Annotated in this window: 13 protein-coding genes and 2 pseudogenes; 7 read left to right on the forward strand and 8 right to left on the reverse strand. The window is 39.1% G+C overall.

Features of this window, described 5'->3' with window-relative positions:
- Window positions 1-58: 58 nt before the first annotated feature.
- The 4 genes and pseudogenes from Aru01_RS05765 to Aru01_RS05775 all read left to right on the forward strand — a co-directional run bounded on the left by Aru01_RS05765 (window position 59) and on the right by Aru01_RS05775 (window position 3,783).
- Entirely contained in the window at window positions 59-997 is a 939-nt protein-coding gene (locus Aru01_RS05765; RefSeq protein WP_016657461.1) for an ABC transporter permease, read from the forward strand.
- Between the two features lie 10 nt (window positions 998-1,007).
- A pseudogene (locus Aru01_RS18840) lies at window positions 1,008-1,232 on the forward strand (ABC transporter permease); the annotation flags it as partial.
- A 72-nt stretch (window positions 1,233-1,304) separates the two neighbouring features.
- Window positions 1,305-2,072: pseudogene (locus Aru01_RS05770) on the forward strand (ABC transporter permease); the annotation flags it as partial.
- A 10-nt stretch (window positions 2,073-2,082) separates the two neighbouring features.
- Window positions 2,083-3,783 carry an ABC transporter ATP-binding protein gene (locus Aru01_RS05775; protein WP_016657463.1) on the forward strand — a complete coding sequence of 567 codons (1,701 nt, stop codon included), beginning with the start codon at window positions 2,083-2,085 and terminating at the stop codon, window positions 3,781-3,783.
- A gap of 219 nt (window positions 3,784-4,002) precedes the next feature.
- On the opposite strand, the gene Aru01_RS05780 is transcribed toward Aru01_RS05775, so the two are convergent.
- A complete protein-coding gene (locus Aru01_RS05780) occupies window positions 4,003-4,914 on the reverse strand; it encodes a LysR family transcriptional regulator (protein ID WP_016657464.1) in 912 nt (303 codons plus the stop codon).
- Window positions 4,915-5,001: 87 nt separating this feature from the next.
- Here Aru01_RS05780 and Aru01_RS05785 point away from each other — a divergent pair, with 87 nt between their 5' ends.
- Complete coding sequence (locus Aru01_RS05785; protein WP_016657465.1) at window positions 5,002-5,736, forward strand: siderophore-interacting protein; 735 nt, start codon at window positions 5,002-5,004, stop codon at window positions 5,734-5,736.
- 70 nt (window positions 5,737-5,806) lie between these two features.
- Here Aru01_RS05785 and Aru01_RS05790 read toward each other — a convergent pair whose 3' ends face one another.
- The 6 genes from Aru01_RS05790 to Aru01_RS05815 form a co-directional block, all read right to left on the reverse strand.
- Complete coding sequence (locus tag Aru01_RS05790; RefSeq protein WP_016657466.1) at window positions 5,807-6,520, reverse strand: EcpB family pilus assembly chaperone; 714 nt, start codon at window positions 6,518-6,520, stop codon at window positions 5,807-5,809.
- 36 nt (window positions 6,521-6,556) lie between these two features.
- Window positions 6,557-8,200, reverse strand: a complete 1,644-nt coding sequence (locus tag Aru01_RS05795; protein WP_016657467.1) for a fimbrial adhesin EcpD family protein — start codon at window positions 8,198-8,200, stop codon at window positions 6,557-6,559.
- Window positions 8,193-10,697: a CS1-pili formation C-terminal domain-containing protein gene (locus tag Aru01_RS05800; RefSeq protein WP_016657468.1), complete on the reverse strand. Its 2,505-nt coding sequence runs from the start codon at window positions 10,695-10,697 to the stop codon at window positions 8,193-8,195. Before Aru01_RS05800 ends, Aru01_RS05795 begins: the two co-directional genes overlap by 8 nt.
- Window positions 10,698-10,703: 6 nt before the next feature.
- On the reverse strand, window positions 10,704-11,384 hold the full coding sequence (locus Aru01_RS05805) for an EcpB family pilus assembly chaperone (protein WP_016657469.1): 681 nt from the start codon (window positions 11,382-11,384) through the stop codon (window positions 10,704-10,706).
- A gap of 79 nt (window positions 11,385-11,463) precedes the next feature.
- Entirely contained in the window at window positions 11,464-12,054 is a 591-nt protein-coding gene (gene ecpA / locus Aru01_RS05810; RefSeq protein ID WP_016657470.1) for a common pilus major fimbrillin subunit EcpA, read from the reverse strand.
- Window positions 12,055-13,223: 1,169 nt separating this feature from the next.
- Window positions 13,224-14,864: an isovaleryl-CoA dehydrogenase gene (locus Aru01_RS05815; RefSeq protein WP_016657471.1), complete on the reverse strand. Its 1,641-nt coding sequence runs from the start codon at window positions 14,862-14,864 to the stop codon at window positions 13,224-13,226.
- 124 nt (window positions 14,865-14,988) lie between these two features.
- Here Aru01_RS05815 and Aru01_RS05820 point away from each other — a divergent pair, with 124 nt between their 5' ends.
- Together Aru01_RS05820 and dusA are read left to right on the forward strand one after the other, a co-directional pair.
- Window positions 14,989-15,825, forward strand: coding sequence for a hypothetical protein (locus Aru01_RS05820; RefSeq protein ID WP_016657472.1), 837 nt, complete (start codon window positions 14,989-14,991; stop codon window positions 15,823-15,825).
- A gap of 239 nt (window positions 15,826-16,064) precedes the next feature.
- On the forward strand, window positions 16,065-17,084 hold the full coding sequence (gene dusA / locus Aru01_RS05825) for a tRNA dihydrouridine(20/20a) synthase DusA (protein WP_016657473.1): 1,020 nt from the start codon (window positions 16,065-16,067) through the stop codon (window positions 17,082-17,084).
- 169 nt (window positions 17,085-17,253) lie between these two features.
- Here the strand turns inward: dusA and Aru01_RS05830 are convergent, their stop codons facing one another.
- Window positions 17,254-18,108: an XAC2610-related protein gene (locus tag Aru01_RS05830; RefSeq protein WP_040331408.1), complete on the reverse strand. Its 855-nt coding sequence runs from the start codon at window positions 18,106-18,108 to the stop codon at window positions 17,254-17,256.
- Between the last annotated feature and the right edge of the window lie 97 nt (window positions 18,109-18,205).

The following is an 18,205-nucleotide window of genomic DNA, read 5'->3' on the forward strand; positions in this document are numbered from 1 at the left end:
CCTCTCATTCAAAACACTAAGTAACATTGGATATAAAAAACAATAAAAGGATCACAATATGTCTGCTTATATCTTACGAAGACTATGGCAAATGATCCCGACCCTACTGGGTGTCATCATCTTGGTCTTTCTTATCTTCAACTGGGTGGGTGGCGATCCCGCTTATATCTTGTCAGGAAAAATATCACGCCCAGAACAAATTCAGGCGATACGCCAACAACTCGGTATTGATCAACCGATCTATGTACAGCTTTGGATTTTTATTAAACAGGTTCTCAGTTTTAACTTCGGTAATAGTTGGAGTACAGGTGAAAGTGTTGGTCATATCGTAATCTCACGTTTAGGTCCTAGCCTCACCTTATTAATTCCACTCATTATTTTACAAACTATTATTGCAGTAAGTTTAGCCTTAGTGATTGGGCTATTTCATGGGCGCTGGATTGATCGTGCATTAATGATGTTCTGTACTTTCGCAATGTCAATCAGCATTTTGGTTTACATTATCGTATTTCAATATTTTCTTGCCTATAAACTCGACTGGTTTCCCGTACAAGGTTGGAGTGATCACGCTTGGATCAACTTAATATCCTATGCGCTACTCCCAATTATCATTATGCTCGCCGTCAGTGTTGCACCCACCGTTCGACTCTATCGCAGCTTTATTTTAGATGAAATCCATCAAGACTATGTTCGTACTGCGCGAGCTAAAGGTGTCAGTGAAACTCGGGTGCTTTTTGTACATGTATTACGTAATGCAGCTATTCCAATCGTAACCGATATTATGTCGAATCTACCTGCACTACTGATTGGTGCTTTTCTCATTGAGCGTTTTTTTGGTATCCCAGGAATTGGTCGGGAAGTCATTTTATCGGTAGAACGTAGTGACTTCCCCGTAATTAAAGCTGTCACCGTCTATATTGCCGCCCTGACCATGATCTTCAACCTGTTGGCCGATATCATTTATAAGGCTCTTGATCCACGTCTAGAATTAAAATAAGGGGAAAATCATGCAAAATATATCCTCAAATACTCAAGCTCCTCCGATGGATCAGTCAGTTGGTTTATGGCATTTGGCTTGGAGACGACTCAAACGTAATCGCTCAGCCATGTTCTCTTTAGGCATTGTTGCTGTGTATTTTATTCTTCTGGTTTTATCTCTCACAGGTGTCATCGTGAAGGATTGGAACAAAGAAGTCGCAATCAGTTATGCCACACCAAGTTTCATACAAGCTACATCATCTGTAATGCAGCAGAGTGCTCCTGTACAAAGTACAGATCTGGCAAGTACAACACCCACACAAGATTATGGTATTACCGATCCTTTGGCGCGTGATATGTATGCCATACAAATAGAGCTTCAACATGACCCGCATGCTCAAACTGACTTAGCGCAGACATTAGCTTTCGGTGCTGATCGATGGGGACAAGATATTATTGCCAAAACCATTAAAGCGGGTGAAACCTCTATATTGGTTGGTATATTGGCCTCGTTACTTGCTGTAGGTTTAGGTACTTCCATAGGCGCAATTTCTGGTTATTTTGGTGGCTGGATCGATGATCTATTTAACTGGTTGTACAATATATTTACCTCTATTCCCTATATGTTACTCATCCTTGCTGTCGCTGCGGTATTACAACAAAAGGGAATTCTATCCATCATCTTAATCTTAGGACTCACAGGATGGACTGGAACTTATCGCTTGATTCGCGCCGAATATATAAAACACAAAAATCGTGAATACGTCCTTGCTGCTCAGGCCATTGGGGTCAGTCATTTTGATCGCCTCATTAAACATATTTTCCCCAATGTTAGTCATGTCACCTTAGTACAAGCCTCAATCTTATTGGTGGGTTTTATCAAATCAGAAGTCATCTTAAGTTTTTTAGGGTTTGGTGTGCCTGTTGGAACTGCATCTTGGGGCAGCATGCTCAATGATGCGCAAGGTGAATTTTTGCTGGGTAAATGGTGGCAACTGCTGGCTGCTACCCTTGCGATGACGATTTTAGTCACCGCATTTTCGACCTTTACTGATGCGCTACGAGATGCGCTCGACCCCAAAATCAATACTTAGGAGTTTCAGCATGGAGACCTTATTGTCTGTGAAAAACCTAACGGTTCGCTTTAAAAATCAACAACAAGTTTGGGTCAATGTTGTTCAAGATCTTTCCTTTGATATTGCAGCCCAACAAACTGTAGCAATCGTGGGTGAATCTGGTAGCGGAAAATCTGTCAGCGCCCTTGCAATCATGGGTTTACTCCCGACCCCCAACAGCCAAGTCAGCACTAAAAGTAAACTTGAGTTTGAGGGGGAAAATCTATTAACCCTCTCCTTGCATGCCCGTAGACAACATTGCGGACATGACTTAGCGATGATTTTCCAAGAGCCGATGTCATCACTCAATCCAGTTTTTACCGTGGGGAGCCAGATTGCAGAGGCTCTTCGTTTACAACACAAACTTTCAGCTGCAAAGTTAAAAGCACGTGTGATTGAGCTTTTGCAAGAAGTGGGAATTAGCTCAGCTGAACATCGATATTATGCCTATCCCTCAGAGTTATCTGGTGGTCAACAACAACGCGTCATGATTGCTATTGCACTGGCCTGTGAGCCTAAGCTTTTGATCGCAGATGAACCAACAACTGCATTAGATGTCACTATTCAAAAACAGATCATCTCTTTGTTAACACAACTCTGTGAACGCCGTAAAATGTCGATGATCTTTATCACGCATGATTTAGCATTGGTTGCAGAGGTTGCTGACCGTGTCATCGTCATGCGTCATGGAAAAATTCGTGAGCAAGGTCAACTTAGACAAATTCTACATGATCCTCAAGATCACTATACTCAGGCCTTGTTATATTGTCGTCCTAGGATAGATTGCCGCCCAATGCGTTTACCTGTCATCAGTGATTTTATTGACCACAATGGTCAAGCAATCCAACAAAATAATTGCATTTTTTCATCCAAACAACGCCAAAGAGGTCTCACTGGTCAAGAAGCAATTATCCTTGAAGCCAAACATCTAAAAAAAAGTTTTTATAGCAGAACAGGACTATGGCACAAAGAAGAAAACATTGCTGTTCAAGATGCCTCCTTTAAACTGGCCAAGGGTAAAACCTTAGGTTTAGTGGGAGAATCTGGTTCAGGCAAAACCACGATTGGTATGTTACTGATGCGGCTACAACCTGCCGATGGTGGAGAAGTACTCATTGATGGCCAAGATATATTAACCCTGAATGCAAAACAATTTGCAGCCTATCAAACCCGTATTCAAATCATTTTCCAAAACCCTTATGCCTCGCTCAACCCACGCTTGAGTATTGGCGAAATCATCACAGAGCCGATGCGTATACATGCCATAGGACAACGAGAACAGCATAAATCTCGTGCGATAAATCTGCTGGAACGTGTAGGCTTAGCTGCCTCAGCTTATGATTTATACCCACACGAGTTTTCAGGTGGGCAACGACAAAGAATTGCTATTGCACGTTGTTTAGCACTACAACCTGAGATTATTATTTGTGATGAGTCTGTATCAGCACTTGATGTTTCTGTACAGGCTCAAGTACTTAATTTATTGCAAGAACTTCAAGATGAGTTTGGCTTAAGTTATATCTTTATCTCGCATGATCTCGCGGTAATTAAATATATCTCAGACCAAGTCATGGTGATGCAACATGGACAAATCGTAGAAGTTGCCAATGCAGATCAGCTCTATCAACATCCAAAGCATCCCTATACCCAACAACTGCTCAGCGCGATTCCAAGCACTTTACATCATTAACTCCATTTAACTTGTTCCCCCATCTTGTTGTTTAAGGGCAAAATGGGGCATGGCTTTTTCACCGCACTACTTACAACCAGTTTAAATGTTTTAGGTTTTTGAGTGCTGGTTTAAGGCGCTGTTTATTCTTGGCATTGATTAAATATGGCTGAACGCTATTCATAAAAATTGGAAAGTCTTCTTTGGGATCATGACAAAAATCCGCAACCGACGGTACGCTTATTTCTCACTCAACATCAACTCCTGACAATGTTCATATACCAATTGCCTTAAAAATTGATGTTCAGGATCAGCCTGATAACGTGGATGCCAAGCATGTGAAATACTTATCGGAGCTGTTTTAAACGGTAATGCCCTACAACATAGACCCTGATGCATTGGCTGAGTCAGTAAAGCAGGCACTGTAGCGATCAAATCGGTTTCTCGTACAATCAATACAGCTTCAGCAAAAGTATGTGTGACTGCTGCAACATGTCTAGACAAACCCTGTTTCGCCAAAGCAACATCGACTGGCCCACTCAATAAACCTCGTCTTGAAACACTCACATGGCGTGCTGCGGCAAATGTTGCCGCAGCGAGTTCTGCTTGTTGTGCCAAAGGATGGTTATGTCCCAAAACAACAATATAATGATCCCGAAATAAGGTTTGGCGTACAATCTCAGGACCCAAATCATCGATTACCCCAATATCTAAATCAACACGACCTTCGCGAAGTGCATCGACATCTTGCTGCCCTTGTGCAATAAAACGTAAAGTGACTTTAGGTGCCAGTTGCGACATTTTTTGAAGCAGTGCCGTAGCCAATAAAGCCACAGTGCCATCATCCGCTCGAATAGTAAAAACACGGCGTAATGTTGTTAAATCAAGTGATTGTGGTTTATGCAATAACTGCTGTGCTTGTTGTAATAATAATCGAACGGGTTCACGCAATTGTTCCGCACGCGGTGTTGTCACTAAACCTCGACCTGCACGGACAAATAGTGGATCATCTAACATAATACGCAGACGATTCAGCGTCCGACTCATGGCTGGTACACTGATATCGAGCCGCTGCGCAGCACCTGTTACACTACCCTCTGTGAGTAATGCATCTAGTGCTACCAGTAAGTTTAAATCCAAGGATTGCATCATACGCAACTATTTATTAGCACTATGTATATTTATGCAATACTATATTTAATTGATAATGAAAACAAATTTTGATCACCGAGAATGAATATGCTGAAGAAAACTCATACGGCTGTACATTGTCATGTACTTTCTGCCACATTAATTACGCCGCACATGCGTCGTCTAGTACTGGGTGGGCCAGAAATAAATGCTTGGCTTGCCACTCCAGAAGTACATACTCCAGCTGCGTGGGTCAAAGTTTTTCCAGAAGGGATTAAAGGTCGTGCATATACGATTCGTGAAATCGATTTAGATCGCTCAACCATTACCCTTGATTTTGTTATGCATGGGCATGATCAATCAGAAGATACTCACTCTGTATCGGCATGGGCCAAATACTGCCAAGCAGGTGATGCTGTACAAATAGCTGGGCCTCGCAATGGTGGTTTTCAATTAGCAGAAGATACCGATTGGCTCTGGATTGGCGCTGATTTAACGGCACTCCCTGCTGCAATTCGCATTATTGAATCTTTGCCCGCACATATTCAAGTTGCAGGTTTGTTCATTGTTGACTCATTAGAAGATCAACAAGAGATTCACAATCAGTGCAAACTACGTACGCGTTGGCGCACTTTAGCCGTGCGACCAGATCTCTTGGCTGACCGTAATGTGCTTATCAAAGATATAGATACCTTAAAAGGCAATGGTCAAGTTTGGATCGCAGGTGAAGCCCGCTGGACACAGAGCTGGAAACAATATTGGCTCACTCAAAAGCAATTAGCTGCCAACAAAGTCAGCAGCAAGGGCTATTGGAAACTTGGAGAAATCGATTATCGTGATTAATCCATCCGACTTTTCAGCCAATCCCTTAAGGAAAATCAGCATAACGCATTTATTCTAATGCGGGTTTTCCTTATGCGGGACCTTCCTCCTCATCCAAGACTTGCTCTGGACATTGATCACCTACAGCAATATATCGCTTATTGGCCACAATGAATTTTTGATTTTTTTGTTTGACGACATCATTTTTATATTCTTCACCTGGCAACATATAAAACTGTGTTGAACTCTCATCATTGAGCTTACAACGCTGATGAATAATGACACGGAAAAATGTATTGCCTGTATTTTTAATAATGCCTTGTTTTTCATCGATAACGTACTGTAGTTTTTGTTTACGTGGACGTACCACCATAATGGTACTCATCGAAACGGTAGGCATAAAGGAGGTTGCTTTGCCATGTTCTTGTTCAGCAAATGCAGCTAAAGGTATTTCAGTGAAGACCACCCGATAATAACGCTCTTGATCATCTTTTGGACCGATATATAACAGCTTAAAGAAGTCGGTACTATTTGCGGCAATTTGCAGTTTAACTGGCGTATATATAATTTCCCGATCTTTCGCATAAATTATATTTTCCCCTTTATCCCCTGGCTGATCTATTTTAAAAGACTGTACTGTATAGAGATTTAATACGCTGGTATCGTTCTTTACAGGTTTAGAGATAAAGCTTTCATCCGATCCCATCTCATAAATATAAGAAGAAAAATAAACAGCTGAGGCCATATTTGCCGTGCCAAATAGCATCAGCATCAAACAAATCTTATTTAAAAATTGTTTACTCATATCACGCTCAGCCTGAATTAACCTATATGCTTAGCACTATGGAAAAGTTACACCAATCCATTTTGCTCTCACTCGAATCTCACCTTCTGCACGGACTTTACCCATCCAATCCAAGCCATCAGTTGACAAATTAGAAATAGAGTCATCCATAGGGAAAAGTAACTTTAAGTTGGTCGAGTAAAAATAGCCTGAACCAAAGCTATCCCAAGGCACGACCGACCACATTGCATTTCTCATGTTTAAGGATTTCCTACTGTCACAACCACTATAAGTTTTAACTTCTTGGTTAAAGTTATTCTGCATACTTAACCAAGCAGGGATCGCAACTTCTGTTTTTTTATCGGCAGATTTAAAAGAACAGTAACTCTCCCCATTTTTGATGATCTGAGGTCCACTCACGTAAGCTTCAATCGTATCAGCTTGTCTTGGTGCAGACTGGCGAACTGTATAGTTAAAGGTAATCGGATTAGAGTCCCCAATTTTTCCAGTCAAAACAGGAGTTGAACCTTCAGCCAGACCTCTAGGTTGAATACTGACACTATATTCACGCGGAATAAGCTCTACCTTGGTGGATACTGAAAATTGGTAAAAACCGGACTGTGGTGCGACGTTATTCTCAATTGCAAAAGTAAATAGGTTGTCGATATTACGGATATTAACTTTAGCCTTCGCTAACTTTTGGAAAAAAGTATTGCTAAAAAATACTGAGATGTAGCCATCTCCTGACACCATCATATCTTTTAATTTGTTATAGGCACGATACGCTTCACTATAATTGTGCCATTTCCCTGTACCGCCATGGATCAATAAATCCTTTGCAGCAGGTGTAAAACCAAATGCGGAATTGTCTGTCACCATATATATAAAGAAATGTGGTGAAGAAGCACTTGGATTACCCCTCATATTATATTTAAGCATTTTACACGACACGCCACTTTGACCATCTACAATCGAATACTGGCAATGGTTACTATTGGCTGTAAGATAAGGGGTACCATCTGTGCCATACCAAATTTCTTGAAAAGCTTTGGTGTCGAGTAAAGTGACATGTGCTTTTTTATTCAATGTAAAATTATAAATATACCAATTGCCTCGCTGTGCATCTTTACAATATCGACCTTGCGAGGGTGAGTATTCTTCATTTGTTCCACAAGCATTCATCACAATGTTTTCTGTGCTGCCCACAGCCATTTTTCTAAAATGCTCATAAGCTCCAGATCCAAATGCTGCACGAGCATAGGCCCCGCCATCTTCCCCTGCCGATACAGCAATTTTATAAGCACCTTGGCTATCTATTTTTTCAGCAGGTAAATAACCTGAAGCAGGACATCGACGTGTTCCATTTGACATCAAACAACGCGAGCCAACATAAGGCCGATCAATTGCACCTCCTTCAATCCAATAATCCACATAGCCATTTACAGCAAGGGCATGATTGGTTCCCATATAACCAATAGAAGTCTGACGTGTTCTAAATTTATTCCAAACGTTAGATCCAGTAAAACGAGGATCCAGCAAATAAGAAGCAATGAAATATTCTTTATCGACATTGTTTTCAATAAAGAGGTAATCTTTCGCTGCTAAATTTTGTACATTAGGTCGCTTGAGTGCATAAGCCTGAGTTGATGTAAATAATACAACTGCACATAGCACACTGAGTTTTTGCACAAGCTTAATCATATCGAGTGGCCTCTAAACTGTTTTTATTGCGACTGACTGGTTTATATTGACAACTTACGTCACCCAACCATGCAGCTCCACGAGCATCACTAAGCTGTAAAGTCGATTCACAAATATCACCATTTCTCTCAATTAGTGTGAGCATCGGATAGCGCTTATCAACATCAAGAGAGAATTCTCCATTGGCATCCGTGGTGGTTTTACCAATATGATTGTGAATATTGGCATTGGCCGCGAGCTCACCATTTGGATAATAAACGCGTCCAAAAACTGTCACCATTTGCTTGATCTCAGGTTGTAACAATGCGACGTTACCCGGATATAAAGTGACTCGACTCTTACGTCCTTCTGCAATACTTACACTGTCTACAGAACTTTTATCATTCATCAATTCAATGACATATTCAGCATAAGGCGCGAGTGGGATAAAGTTTTTTTGACCTGTTAATGTATAACTTTGACCATTAATTTCAGCAGCCATACTGCCTTTGTCATTCAATCCCGTTTCAATAATTACACCAGAACTTAGATTGTCATTGCCCAATACAAAGTTTTTACCCGAAGTTGCAATTGAACCCTGACTGGTATAATTCAATGAATAACTATTGCGAGATCCACTCATAGATAAGTTGCCGCTATTATATTTTGTCTTGTAACCCACATAACCAGATGCAGTGAAGTTGTCTGAATCCACATCGTTATTCTTACGATTCACCATTTGAGAGAAATCTAATCCAACATTCTCAATCACTTGATGATTAAAGTTTTGCTTATAACTGGCATTGGCATACACATTACTATTACGTGAATTTACACCCGCACTAAACCATTTTGAAAAAGGAAGTCGTAAATCAAAGTAGATATATTTATCTTGAGTGTTTTGTTGAGTGTCATATTGCGAACGCTGTAAACCTGTACGAACTTGCATATCTACATAACGATTGTTATAAATCGTCTGGAAATATTCGACATTCATTAGTCGGTTATCGCGTTTTAAATCATCTGAATAACTTACTGTTAATAAACCTAATTTGTTATATAGCTGGTTTAAATTCATGGACAAACCTAGGCTATAACTTTTGTTATCTGTAAAATATAAGCGATCGCCTATTTCACTGATATCAAAAGCTCCCCAGAAACTGGCATATCCTTTGGGTAGGCTATAACTTAATGCCGTTGTTGCTCGGTAAGAACGATCTGTAGCTAACATGGTTTGAAAGCTTAAACTTGAGTTTGGCGTGAAAGTAATATTACTTTCAGCTTCGACAACAGCATTTTTATCAAATACATAGAAAGTCGAAGCTAAACGTACACCAGACAAATAGGCATAGTTTTTTGCAGCAGCAATTCCCATTAACCAAGTTCGTTCATCTGTATGAATAGCATCTTGGTCATATCGTTTACTATACTCAAGCATCCCGCCAAAAGCCTGCCAGCTTAATTTATCCGTTACACTTGATTGGCGACCAAAGGTTTTATTGACTTGCGCCGAAGTCGTACTGGTTTCTTGACCATTCACAATCGTCTTTACTTCAACGTTGTAGACACCATTTGGAAAAGTCGAAGTATCAAGCTCATGACTCCCCATAGAGAAGTTTTGAATACTGAGTAAGCGGCCATCACGATAAACCTGAATCGTTCCTGCACTTGGCAAAAACACCAAAATCGGTACCAAAGACTGTTTTTGGTCTTCAATGATGGTGCTACTTTTATTACCATAAGTCACACCATAAACTTTACTTGAGTTTAGGGCGTTTAAGCTGGCAACTGACTGCATACTCCATGTATCCATCATCCCTGCAGCTAATCGATTACCTTCAAAATCATGTTCATATAACGCACGATACAAATCAAAACTGGTATTTGAGTCATTGCTATAAAATGAACCATTGACTAAAAAATGATGTTCTTCTAATGCACTAATACTGTCTAAGTTGATATACGTGGATGATGTCTTGCGTTCATTAAAATCACTCTGAGAAGCCCCGAGTCGATAATTTAAAATTGAAGAAAAATTCTCTGTGGTGGATTGACCCAATACATCAGAGCGCTTGATCAACTTTGTACCCAGTGCTGACTTCTCTACTTTTAATTCAAGATAAAGTGACTGTAAATCAAATGACAATACCGCATCATCTGTAATAGACAGCGTCATATCTTCTTCAAAAGCTTTATTCAATGTTGCAATTTGAGCTTTAACTTCAGGTGCTAATTCTGTGCTTTGATGAGTTTCATCGAATATAATTTTTCGAGCGAAAAGTTGATTATTGCGATATTCCACAACTGCATCTGCAATTTTTTGCTTACTCTTAGTGGCCTCAATCGTCGAATCTTCTTCAAATTTCAAATAAATAGGGACCGTAAATCCTTGCGATAACATACTTGAAAGCATTACAGGAAAGACATACTGACCAATTTGAATTTGAGTAGGTTCATCTGCATAGGTATTTTGTAGACCCACAAGTAAAGCCACACAAAAAAGTATTCGACTTTTCATATTGATCTACCGTTGGATATTTATATATTCGCTATCGTGCCAAATACCGATATTTGTTTTAGCGTCGCTAAACTCTGTATATTTAAGTTGTATCGTTGTATCAGGCATAACGTAATAACGTTCACGGCAACCTTTACCTTCAACATCTTTAGATCTGTCCTTACACGCTCCGGCTGCAACGATTCGAAAGCTCACATTGCCTGTATTGGTTACTGCGCCGTCTTTATAGCTGTAATCAAATTTTTGTTTTCTTGGAGCGACAACTAAGATGGTATTAATTTGCGCGACTGCAGAAGCCTGAGCACTTTTTGTTGCTGTTGTATCTTCTGAACTTCCTACCGGCGCATCTAACCAAGACAAGCGATAGTAACGTTCCTGCTCATCAGCAGGTCCCTGATAAATAATTTTAAATATATCTTTTGCAGAACCTGGGAGAACTAAACCTGATGGTGTTGATAAGATTTCAGCTGCAGACTCCATTGGAATAATTTCACCACCTTCCATTGGTGTACTTATACGATGTACTTTTAAACCAACAAAACGTGCCGTATCCGATGGATTTTCAATTTCTTTTGCAACCAAAGACTGCTTAGCTTCAATAATCGAAGTGATATCACCAACATTAATTGCTGAACATTGCATGGAAATTGCTAAACCACTCACCAATATCTTTACTTTCAAGTTCATTTTTATTCCCCTTATGAAACAACAAGGGATTTCACTCCCTTGTTATTCACCAACAATAATTTCCAGTTAAATCCAGAAATTACTTTTTCCAAACTGCTGTAAATTGCACTGCGACTTCACCATCCCAACGGCCATCAGCCAAAGTTGAAAAATCAGAAACAGCAGCACCAGATTGGTCTTTTGCAGAAGCGATGTTAAATAAGAAACTTCCTTGAGCAGACGAACGACCAGTACCCGCATAAGCACTTGCTAAAGCCAAATTATCTAAACCAGCACTGACGCTATTCGCTGTATCAATCAAAGTGATTGGCGTGGTTTTGCTTAATGCTTGACCATTCCAACTGACACCGACGTCTAACGTAGAGGCATCACCACCACTACGCGTTAAGGTATTGCCCATCAATTTTGAAGTCAGGGTAAAGTCAGTCGCGCCACTTTGACCCGCAATCGTTACATCGAATGCACCTACTTGAGTATTAAAGGCTTTAACGCCTTCAGCATATTGAAATACCAGTGATTTCATTGGAGTCACAACAAGTGCACTCTTCGTATCTTTGGTTGCGCTTGCATCCCATTTTGCAGTAGCTACTGCGGTTACATCAGCAAATGCCGTTGCAGCAAATAAAGTAGAAACAGATGCAAGTGCTAGTGTTGAAATTAACTTTTTCATACAAACCTCAATTAATTTTTTGTATCGATTAATTTTTTAAACCTTTACTTAAATTACTGAACAAAACCCCAAAAGTTTATAACTCAGGTAATAAATAAAAATATTAATAGAGCCACAAATAAATATTTACCCTGCGCACATAATATAATTTATTTATATTTAATCAACACAAAATAAACAAACAATAGACCAAAAATATTAATTCACATTTTAATTATTAATATAAAATCAAATTGAAAAAATTATATTTAAAGCACTTTTTTGGGCACATTGTTCAGTAAAACTTTCAAATTCAACACTATAAAAAAAGCGTGGTGATTCACAAAATCACAAAAATGTATGCTAAATTTCTTAACTTTAATTAATTATTATTACTATTAGTTACAATTTAATGTGATAAAATCGTAATTAAAGCTAAAAAAAGACCAATATTTACAAATTTGTTTAGATTTTTATAAATTCATGTGCTCTTCAAATTCCTTGAAGATTGATCAACCCAAAAACACATACACAAGATTAACTTAAAAGACTCAAAAACCAGCAATCACAAGGAAAAACATTAAAAAAACAAAAGTATTAAAACCAATAAAAATAGGAAAAATAGGAAAAATAATTCAAAATACCAAAAAACCAATAGATAACAATTAAGTTGTTAACAATTAATAATAAACTACTTAATTAAAAAATACCAAAAAAATTAATATTAAAAATTAACTTACTAAATAAAAATATATAACCATGTAAAAAATCACATATAAAATATAAGAAACAAAGTCTACTAAGACTGGTTTTTTATTTTATCAGTCGAATTTAGAAAAAAGCTAAATTTTTGCAAGTACATTATGGATAAGTTAGAGCGAAAGTAGCGTCATAAAGCACTTCGACCCCAACAATGCAAATCAGGGATCAGTGCTGAGCAACTGAGTAAACACTTAAAGCGTTGAACACGCCGAGTTCTCTCATCATATTTCGCCAGAAAGTAAAAAATGAGCGGCTTAGAAAAGTCGAATAGTGCGGATAGGTATAGTCGTGCTTGAACAACACAGAGAGAGTCTAAAGTTAGTGTTTAAAGCAGAAGAAATTGAAACGAATACTTCAATTAATGATGAACCGCAACAATCGCACTTTTCTGTAAAATTGCTGCAGCCCTAATCATCTTTGTATAAGGACTAGTGGATTACCACTGCTCGCTGAATCAGGATAGAACTACTTTTAGAGAAATCAGCACTGCCAAACGTGAAACCATGGTCACGACTTAGTCGACTAGCACAAAAGGCTTCTGCCACTGCACTAGGGCTATATTGTAAAAGAAGCGCTGCTTGTAAGGCGATTGCGGTGCGTTCAACAATTAGTCGACTTCGTACTTCCAAATTTGTCATATCAGAGAATTCTTGAGTCAATTCATGAACAAAAAGATCCAATGAAGCATTTAAACCGCTAACTTTAGAAAACTCATGAAATAAAGCCTCTTTTACCCGAGGATCTTTATTTAAAGCTCTAAGTACATCTAAACACTGCACATTACCACTGCCTTCCCAAATTGAGTTCAGCGGTGCTTGGCGATATAAACGAGGCAAGATATTCTCTTCGACATATCCTATTCCGCCCAAACACTCTTGTGCTTCATTGACAAAAGCTGGAGTTCTTTTGCAAATCCAGAACTTCGCTATTGCAGTCGCTATACGAGCAAATGCTGCTTCTGTAGGATCTGATTTTGACAAATCGACTGCTTGAGCAACACGCATACTCAATACCAATGCCGCTTCGCTTTCCAAACTTAAGTCTGCCAGAACATTACGCATCAAAGGTTGATCAATCAGGAGTTTCCCGAAAGCACGACGTTGCGCAGTATGATGCAGTACCTGAACTAAAGCTTGACGCATGATGGCAGCTGAACCAATCGCACAGTCTAGTCGAGTGAATGCAACCATTTCTAAAATATTAACGATACCACGCCCTTCCTCACCCACGAGATAGGCGACAGCATTATGAAACTCCACTTCTGAAGATGCGTTGCTCCAATCACCCAGTTTATCTTTCAATCGTTGAATTCGAACACGATTTAAAGAACCATCAGATAAAATGCGAGGTACTAAAAAGCAACTTATACCAAGTTCTGTTTTGGCGAGTACCAAATGTGCATCACACATCGGCGCAGAAAAAAAGAATTTATGTCCAACAATATGGTAATAACCTTCGTCTTGTCGAATTGCTTGACTGGTATTACTACGGACATCGGACCCACCTTGTTTTTCAGTCATTCCCATACCAATGGTGCACGAAAATTTCTGTTCGATGGGTAAAGAGCGAGGATCATAAGCTGCATTTAAAATCTTCGCTAACCAAACTTTGGCGAGCTCGGGTGCGTGTCTCAGTGTGGGTATGCTTGCATGAGTCATGGTAAGTGGGCATGCAGTACCTGAATCTGCTTGGCTATTGATATACATCAATGCACATCTCACCACATGTGCACCTGTCTGATCGGCATGATTCCAAGAGAAACTATGTACCTCATTTTCCATAGAGTTTTTCATAATCTCATGGTATGACGGGTGAAATTCAACATGATCAATACGATGACCATAACGATCAAAAGCGTGCAATACGGGTTTATTTTTATTTGCTAACTCACCGTGTTCCATCTGTTTTGAGCCAGCAAGCTGTCCTAAATCCAGCAATTGTTGATCGGCCCATGTCCCTGCCATTGCATGTACGATTTCCTGTAAAGCCTGATCAGTTGACCAAAGATTGTATGCTGGCAATGGCTCTGGCTGATTCATCACCTCATGGGTTTGAAAGGCATTATTCATCACTCACCTCAATAACTTTATTTATGCATAAATGATTTATTCTCTCATGAAAATTACATACAAATAATATTTATGTCAATTGGTGTAATATTGAGAGGTTTGTTAAAATTATTCGGTCATTCTCATGTTCATAAAAGTTGATATGGAAACAATCCAACCTATTGCAAAAGACTTCTTATTAAAAATACTGGGGGTTGTAGATAATGATGCACTCGACATTACAGCTGCTATTCGAGCTGGGGCAGTTTTTGACCTATCACCAAATAATATCCGTGTTGCCATTAACAGATTGCAGAGTTCAGGACTGATTGAACCCATAACTCGAGGTGCTTATCAACTTTCGATTAAAGGTCGAGTACTGCGCGATGAAATCAGTTTGTGGCGAACAGCAGAACATTTTACTCAAACATGGGATGGCAGTTGGATTGCTGCACTGACCACAACTGTGAATAAAAGCAATCGAACCCTCTCACGTAATACCAATCGTGCTTTTGGCTTAGTGGGCATGCAAGAATTACATGCAGGTTTATATATCAGACCAAATAATATTAAAAATGGTGTTAACAGCATCAAGAAAAAACTTCTTTCTCTTGAATGTGATCCAAATATCGTACTCTTTAATGCACAAGACTTTGATGAACTCTATACACAAAAGGCCACCCAACTTTGGGATACCGTACAAATGCAAAAGAGCTATCTTGAGCAAATACACATTCTGAATGAATCATTAATTAATATTAAAAATATGCAGCTTAAAGATGCAGCGCGAGAAACATATTCGTTGGGTGATCATGCGATTAAAAAAATAATCTTTGACCCTCTACTCCCTGCTCCTTTAGTTTCAGTTGAATCGAGACTAGAGTTTCGTCAAACTTTAATCGAATACGACAAAGTTGGCCATCGTGTATGGAGTGCTCTATTACAAGGAGAAAGCTCAACGAACCTCGATAAAAATGAGTAACACTAAGCCTTGTGCTCAACAAAAAGTGGATAGCGTTTTAATTCTTCGACCAAATTTTTGCATGTGATTTTTTGCTAAATTTTTTCGATTCGCTATAATTCGCGTCATCTCCATGAGACTACATCAAACGCTATATAGAGTTTGGGCTGTGGGTGTAATTAAGCTCAGTTGCTGTAACACTTTCAATTTAAACCCTATGCTAAAATGCACCGCCTATCCATATCAAGGAACCAACACACATGCCTGAAATCAATAAAGATTCAGTGATTAATAAGAATTTCAGAATCAGTGTTGCTCCGATGATGGATTGGACAACCAAAGATTATCGTTATTTTGCTCGTTTATTTAATCCACATATTACGCTCTATACAGAGATGGTTACGACAGGTGCGATTATTTACGGCGATGCTGCACGTCATCTCAATTATAATCAACAAGAACATCCGATCGTATTACAACTGGGTGGCTCTAATCCACAAGATCTCGCGACTTGCAGCAAAATGGCTGAGGACTGGGGCTACGATGAAGTAAATCTTAATGTTGGCTGTCCAAGTGACCGCGTACAAAACAATAAAATTGGTGCTTGCCTTATGGCAGAAGCCGATCTGGTCGCAGAATGTATTGCTGCAATGCAACAGGCAACCCACATCCCCGTGACGATCAAGCATAGAATCGGTATCGATGACATGCAAAGTTATGAGGAGATGTTGCACTTCGTCGATACCGTTGCAGCAACAGGTTGTAAACATTTTGTCGTCCACGCACGTATTGCTTTACTACAAGGACTTTCACCTAAAGAAAATCGTGACGTTCCACCACTACGTTATGAAGATGTTTATCGTCTCAAGCAGGAACGTCCTGACTTATATATAGAAATTAATGGTGGTATCAAAACATTTGAAGAAACCAAAACGCATCTACAACATGTTGATGGTGTCATGATTGGGCGTGAGGCTTATCACAACCCCTATCTACTTGCTGAATTGGGTGAGTTATATGGCTTAGATACACTGCCGAATCGTTTCGATATTATGCAGCAGATGATTCCCTACTTTGAACAGCGTATGGCTGAAGGTGCGCCAATTTCTATTTTAACTCGTCACATTCTGGGTTTATTTCAAAATCTACCTGGTGCACGTAAATGGCGTCAGTCGCTCAGCGGTGGCAATGCGAAAAGCTTAAATGATGTCAAAGCTGCAATTGAAAATATTCAGGCAGCGATGCAGCGTACAGAAGATTATATTCGAGAAAATCAGTAGTTCTTATACTCTCCAAACCTCTCCTTAATCAGGAGAGGTTTAACCCACGACTTTTAACTCACTCCACACTAAGCATAAGTTTTTACACAAATATTTTTGCTAGTCATCAGCTATTCAATCTGTAGATTCCTATACCCAGTTAAGGGGCAAGTCTAAAATACGGTTTAGATCATTGAATTTTATTTAATAGACCATTTTCTACCTGATAAATTGAGCCATTGGCAAAATTGATTTGCTGTTTAATACCATCAAGATGTGGATAGCCTTGGATTTTTTCCAATTGGTTTGAACGCTGGAATTTATTGGTTTTCGGGTTATACATCCAATAAATATGGTGTTGATCTTCTGCCCAACGACCATTTGATGCATCAGATAAAATCAAATCATAATGACCATCAAAGTTAATATCTTTATAGTCAACCGACTGATTATAGGCTTTAAAACCTGTCAGTTGCTGAACTACTTTTTTAGTTTTTTGATCAATCACATCAATACGTTCAATAAAATTATTTAAGGTTGCAGCATTATTTGGAGTATAGAATTTAAAAAAGAATGCTGGTTTATCTGCCACTTTAAATGCTGGCTCAAACTTAAGCTCTTTAGTTTGAAGCTGATTTTTTTGAACCAGTTTTGCAGTAAAACTTCCTGTAATGGCATTGAGTTGGCCATTTAACTGGTAATCGCCTGCCTCAAGACTTGCATCAGCAGGAGAAATCAAAGAAGCCAAATTAAGTTGATGACCTTTTTGTAATCCCTCAAAACGGATGCTTTTATCTGTCTTTAAATCAGTGAGGGTCGCGCGTGGATTCCACACACCAGCATATAGATCTAAAAAATACTGACCGTCTGTTGAGCGTAACATACGCTGCATATTAATTTTGACATCGTTCAAGTTCTTAAATTGTCCTTGAGTAGATGTTGTTGTAGCTGCTGAAGTTTTTTGTACAATTTCCGCGTGTGCAACCGTAGATCCTGCCAATACAACACCAAACAAACCACTGACTAAAGTTCGGCTAAATTTCATTGTACCTATTACACTCATCAATCGAGATTAAATTATGGCTAATTTAACATACAATTATCTAGAAAAGCTGAAGACAAAAAGTGTATGCGATCTAAAT

This window comes from Acinetobacter rudis (assembly GCF_000829675.1).
GTDB classification, from domain to species: Bacteria; Pseudomonadota; Gammaproteobacteria; order Pseudomonadales; family Moraxellaceae; genus Acinetobacter; species Acinetobacter rudis.

What these genes read in the sequence shown, in the direction of transcription:
- Aru01_RS05800 (WP_016657468.1), bottom strand. Translation starts at nt 10,697, where the DNA reads ATGAAAAGTCGAATACTTTTTTGTGTGGCTTTACTTGTGGGTCTACAA.
- Aru01_RS05805 (WP_016657469.1), bottom strand. Translation starts at nt 11,384, where the DNA reads ATGAACTTGAAAGTAAAGATATTGGTGAGTGGTTTAGCAATTTCCATG.
- Aru01_RS05765 (WP_016657461.1), top strand. Translation starts at nt 59, where the DNA reads ATGTCTGCTTATATCTTACGAAGACTATGGCAAATGATCCCGACCCTA.
- ecpA (WP_016657470.1), bottom strand. Translation starts at nt 12,054, where the DNA reads ATGAAAAAGTTAATTTCAACACTAGCACTTGCATCTGTTTCTACTTTA.
- Aru01_RS05780 (WP_016657464.1), bottom strand. Translation starts at nt 4,914, where the DNA reads ATGATGCAATCCTTGGATTTAAACTTACTGGTAGCACTAGATGCATTA.
- Aru01_RS05775 (WP_016657463.1), top strand. Translation starts at nt 2,083, where the DNA reads ATGGAGACCTTATTGTCTGTGAAAAACCTAACGGTTCGCTTTAAAAAT.
- Aru01_RS05830 (WP_040331408.1), bottom strand. Translation starts at nt 18,108, where the DNA reads ATGAAATTTAGCCGAACTTTAGTCAGTGGTTTGTTTGGTGTTGTATTG.
- Aru01_RS05815 (WP_016657471.1), bottom strand. Translation starts at nt 14,864, where the DNA reads ATGAATAATGCCTTTCAAACCCATGAGGTGATGAATCAGCCAGAGCCA.
- Aru01_RS05785 (WP_016657465.1), top strand. Translation starts at nt 5,002, where the DNA reads ATGCTGAAGAAAACTCATACGGCTGTACATTGTCATGTACTTTCTGCC.
- Aru01_RS05795 (WP_016657467.1), bottom strand. Translation starts at nt 8,200, where the DNA reads ATGATTAAGCTTGTGCAAAAACTCAGTGTGCTATGTGCAGTTGTATTA.
- Aru01_RS05820 (WP_016657472.1), top strand. Translation starts at nt 14,989, where the DNA reads ATGTTCATAAAAGTTGATATGGAAACAATCCAACCTATTGCAAAAGAC.
- Aru01_RS05790 (WP_016657466.1), bottom strand. Translation starts at nt 6,520, where the DNA reads ATGAGTAAACAATTTTTAAATAAGATTTGTTTGATGCTGATGCTATTT.
- dusA (WP_016657473.1), top strand. Translation starts at nt 16,065, where the DNA reads ATGCCTGAAATCAATAAAGATTCAGTGATTAATAAGAATTTCAGAATC.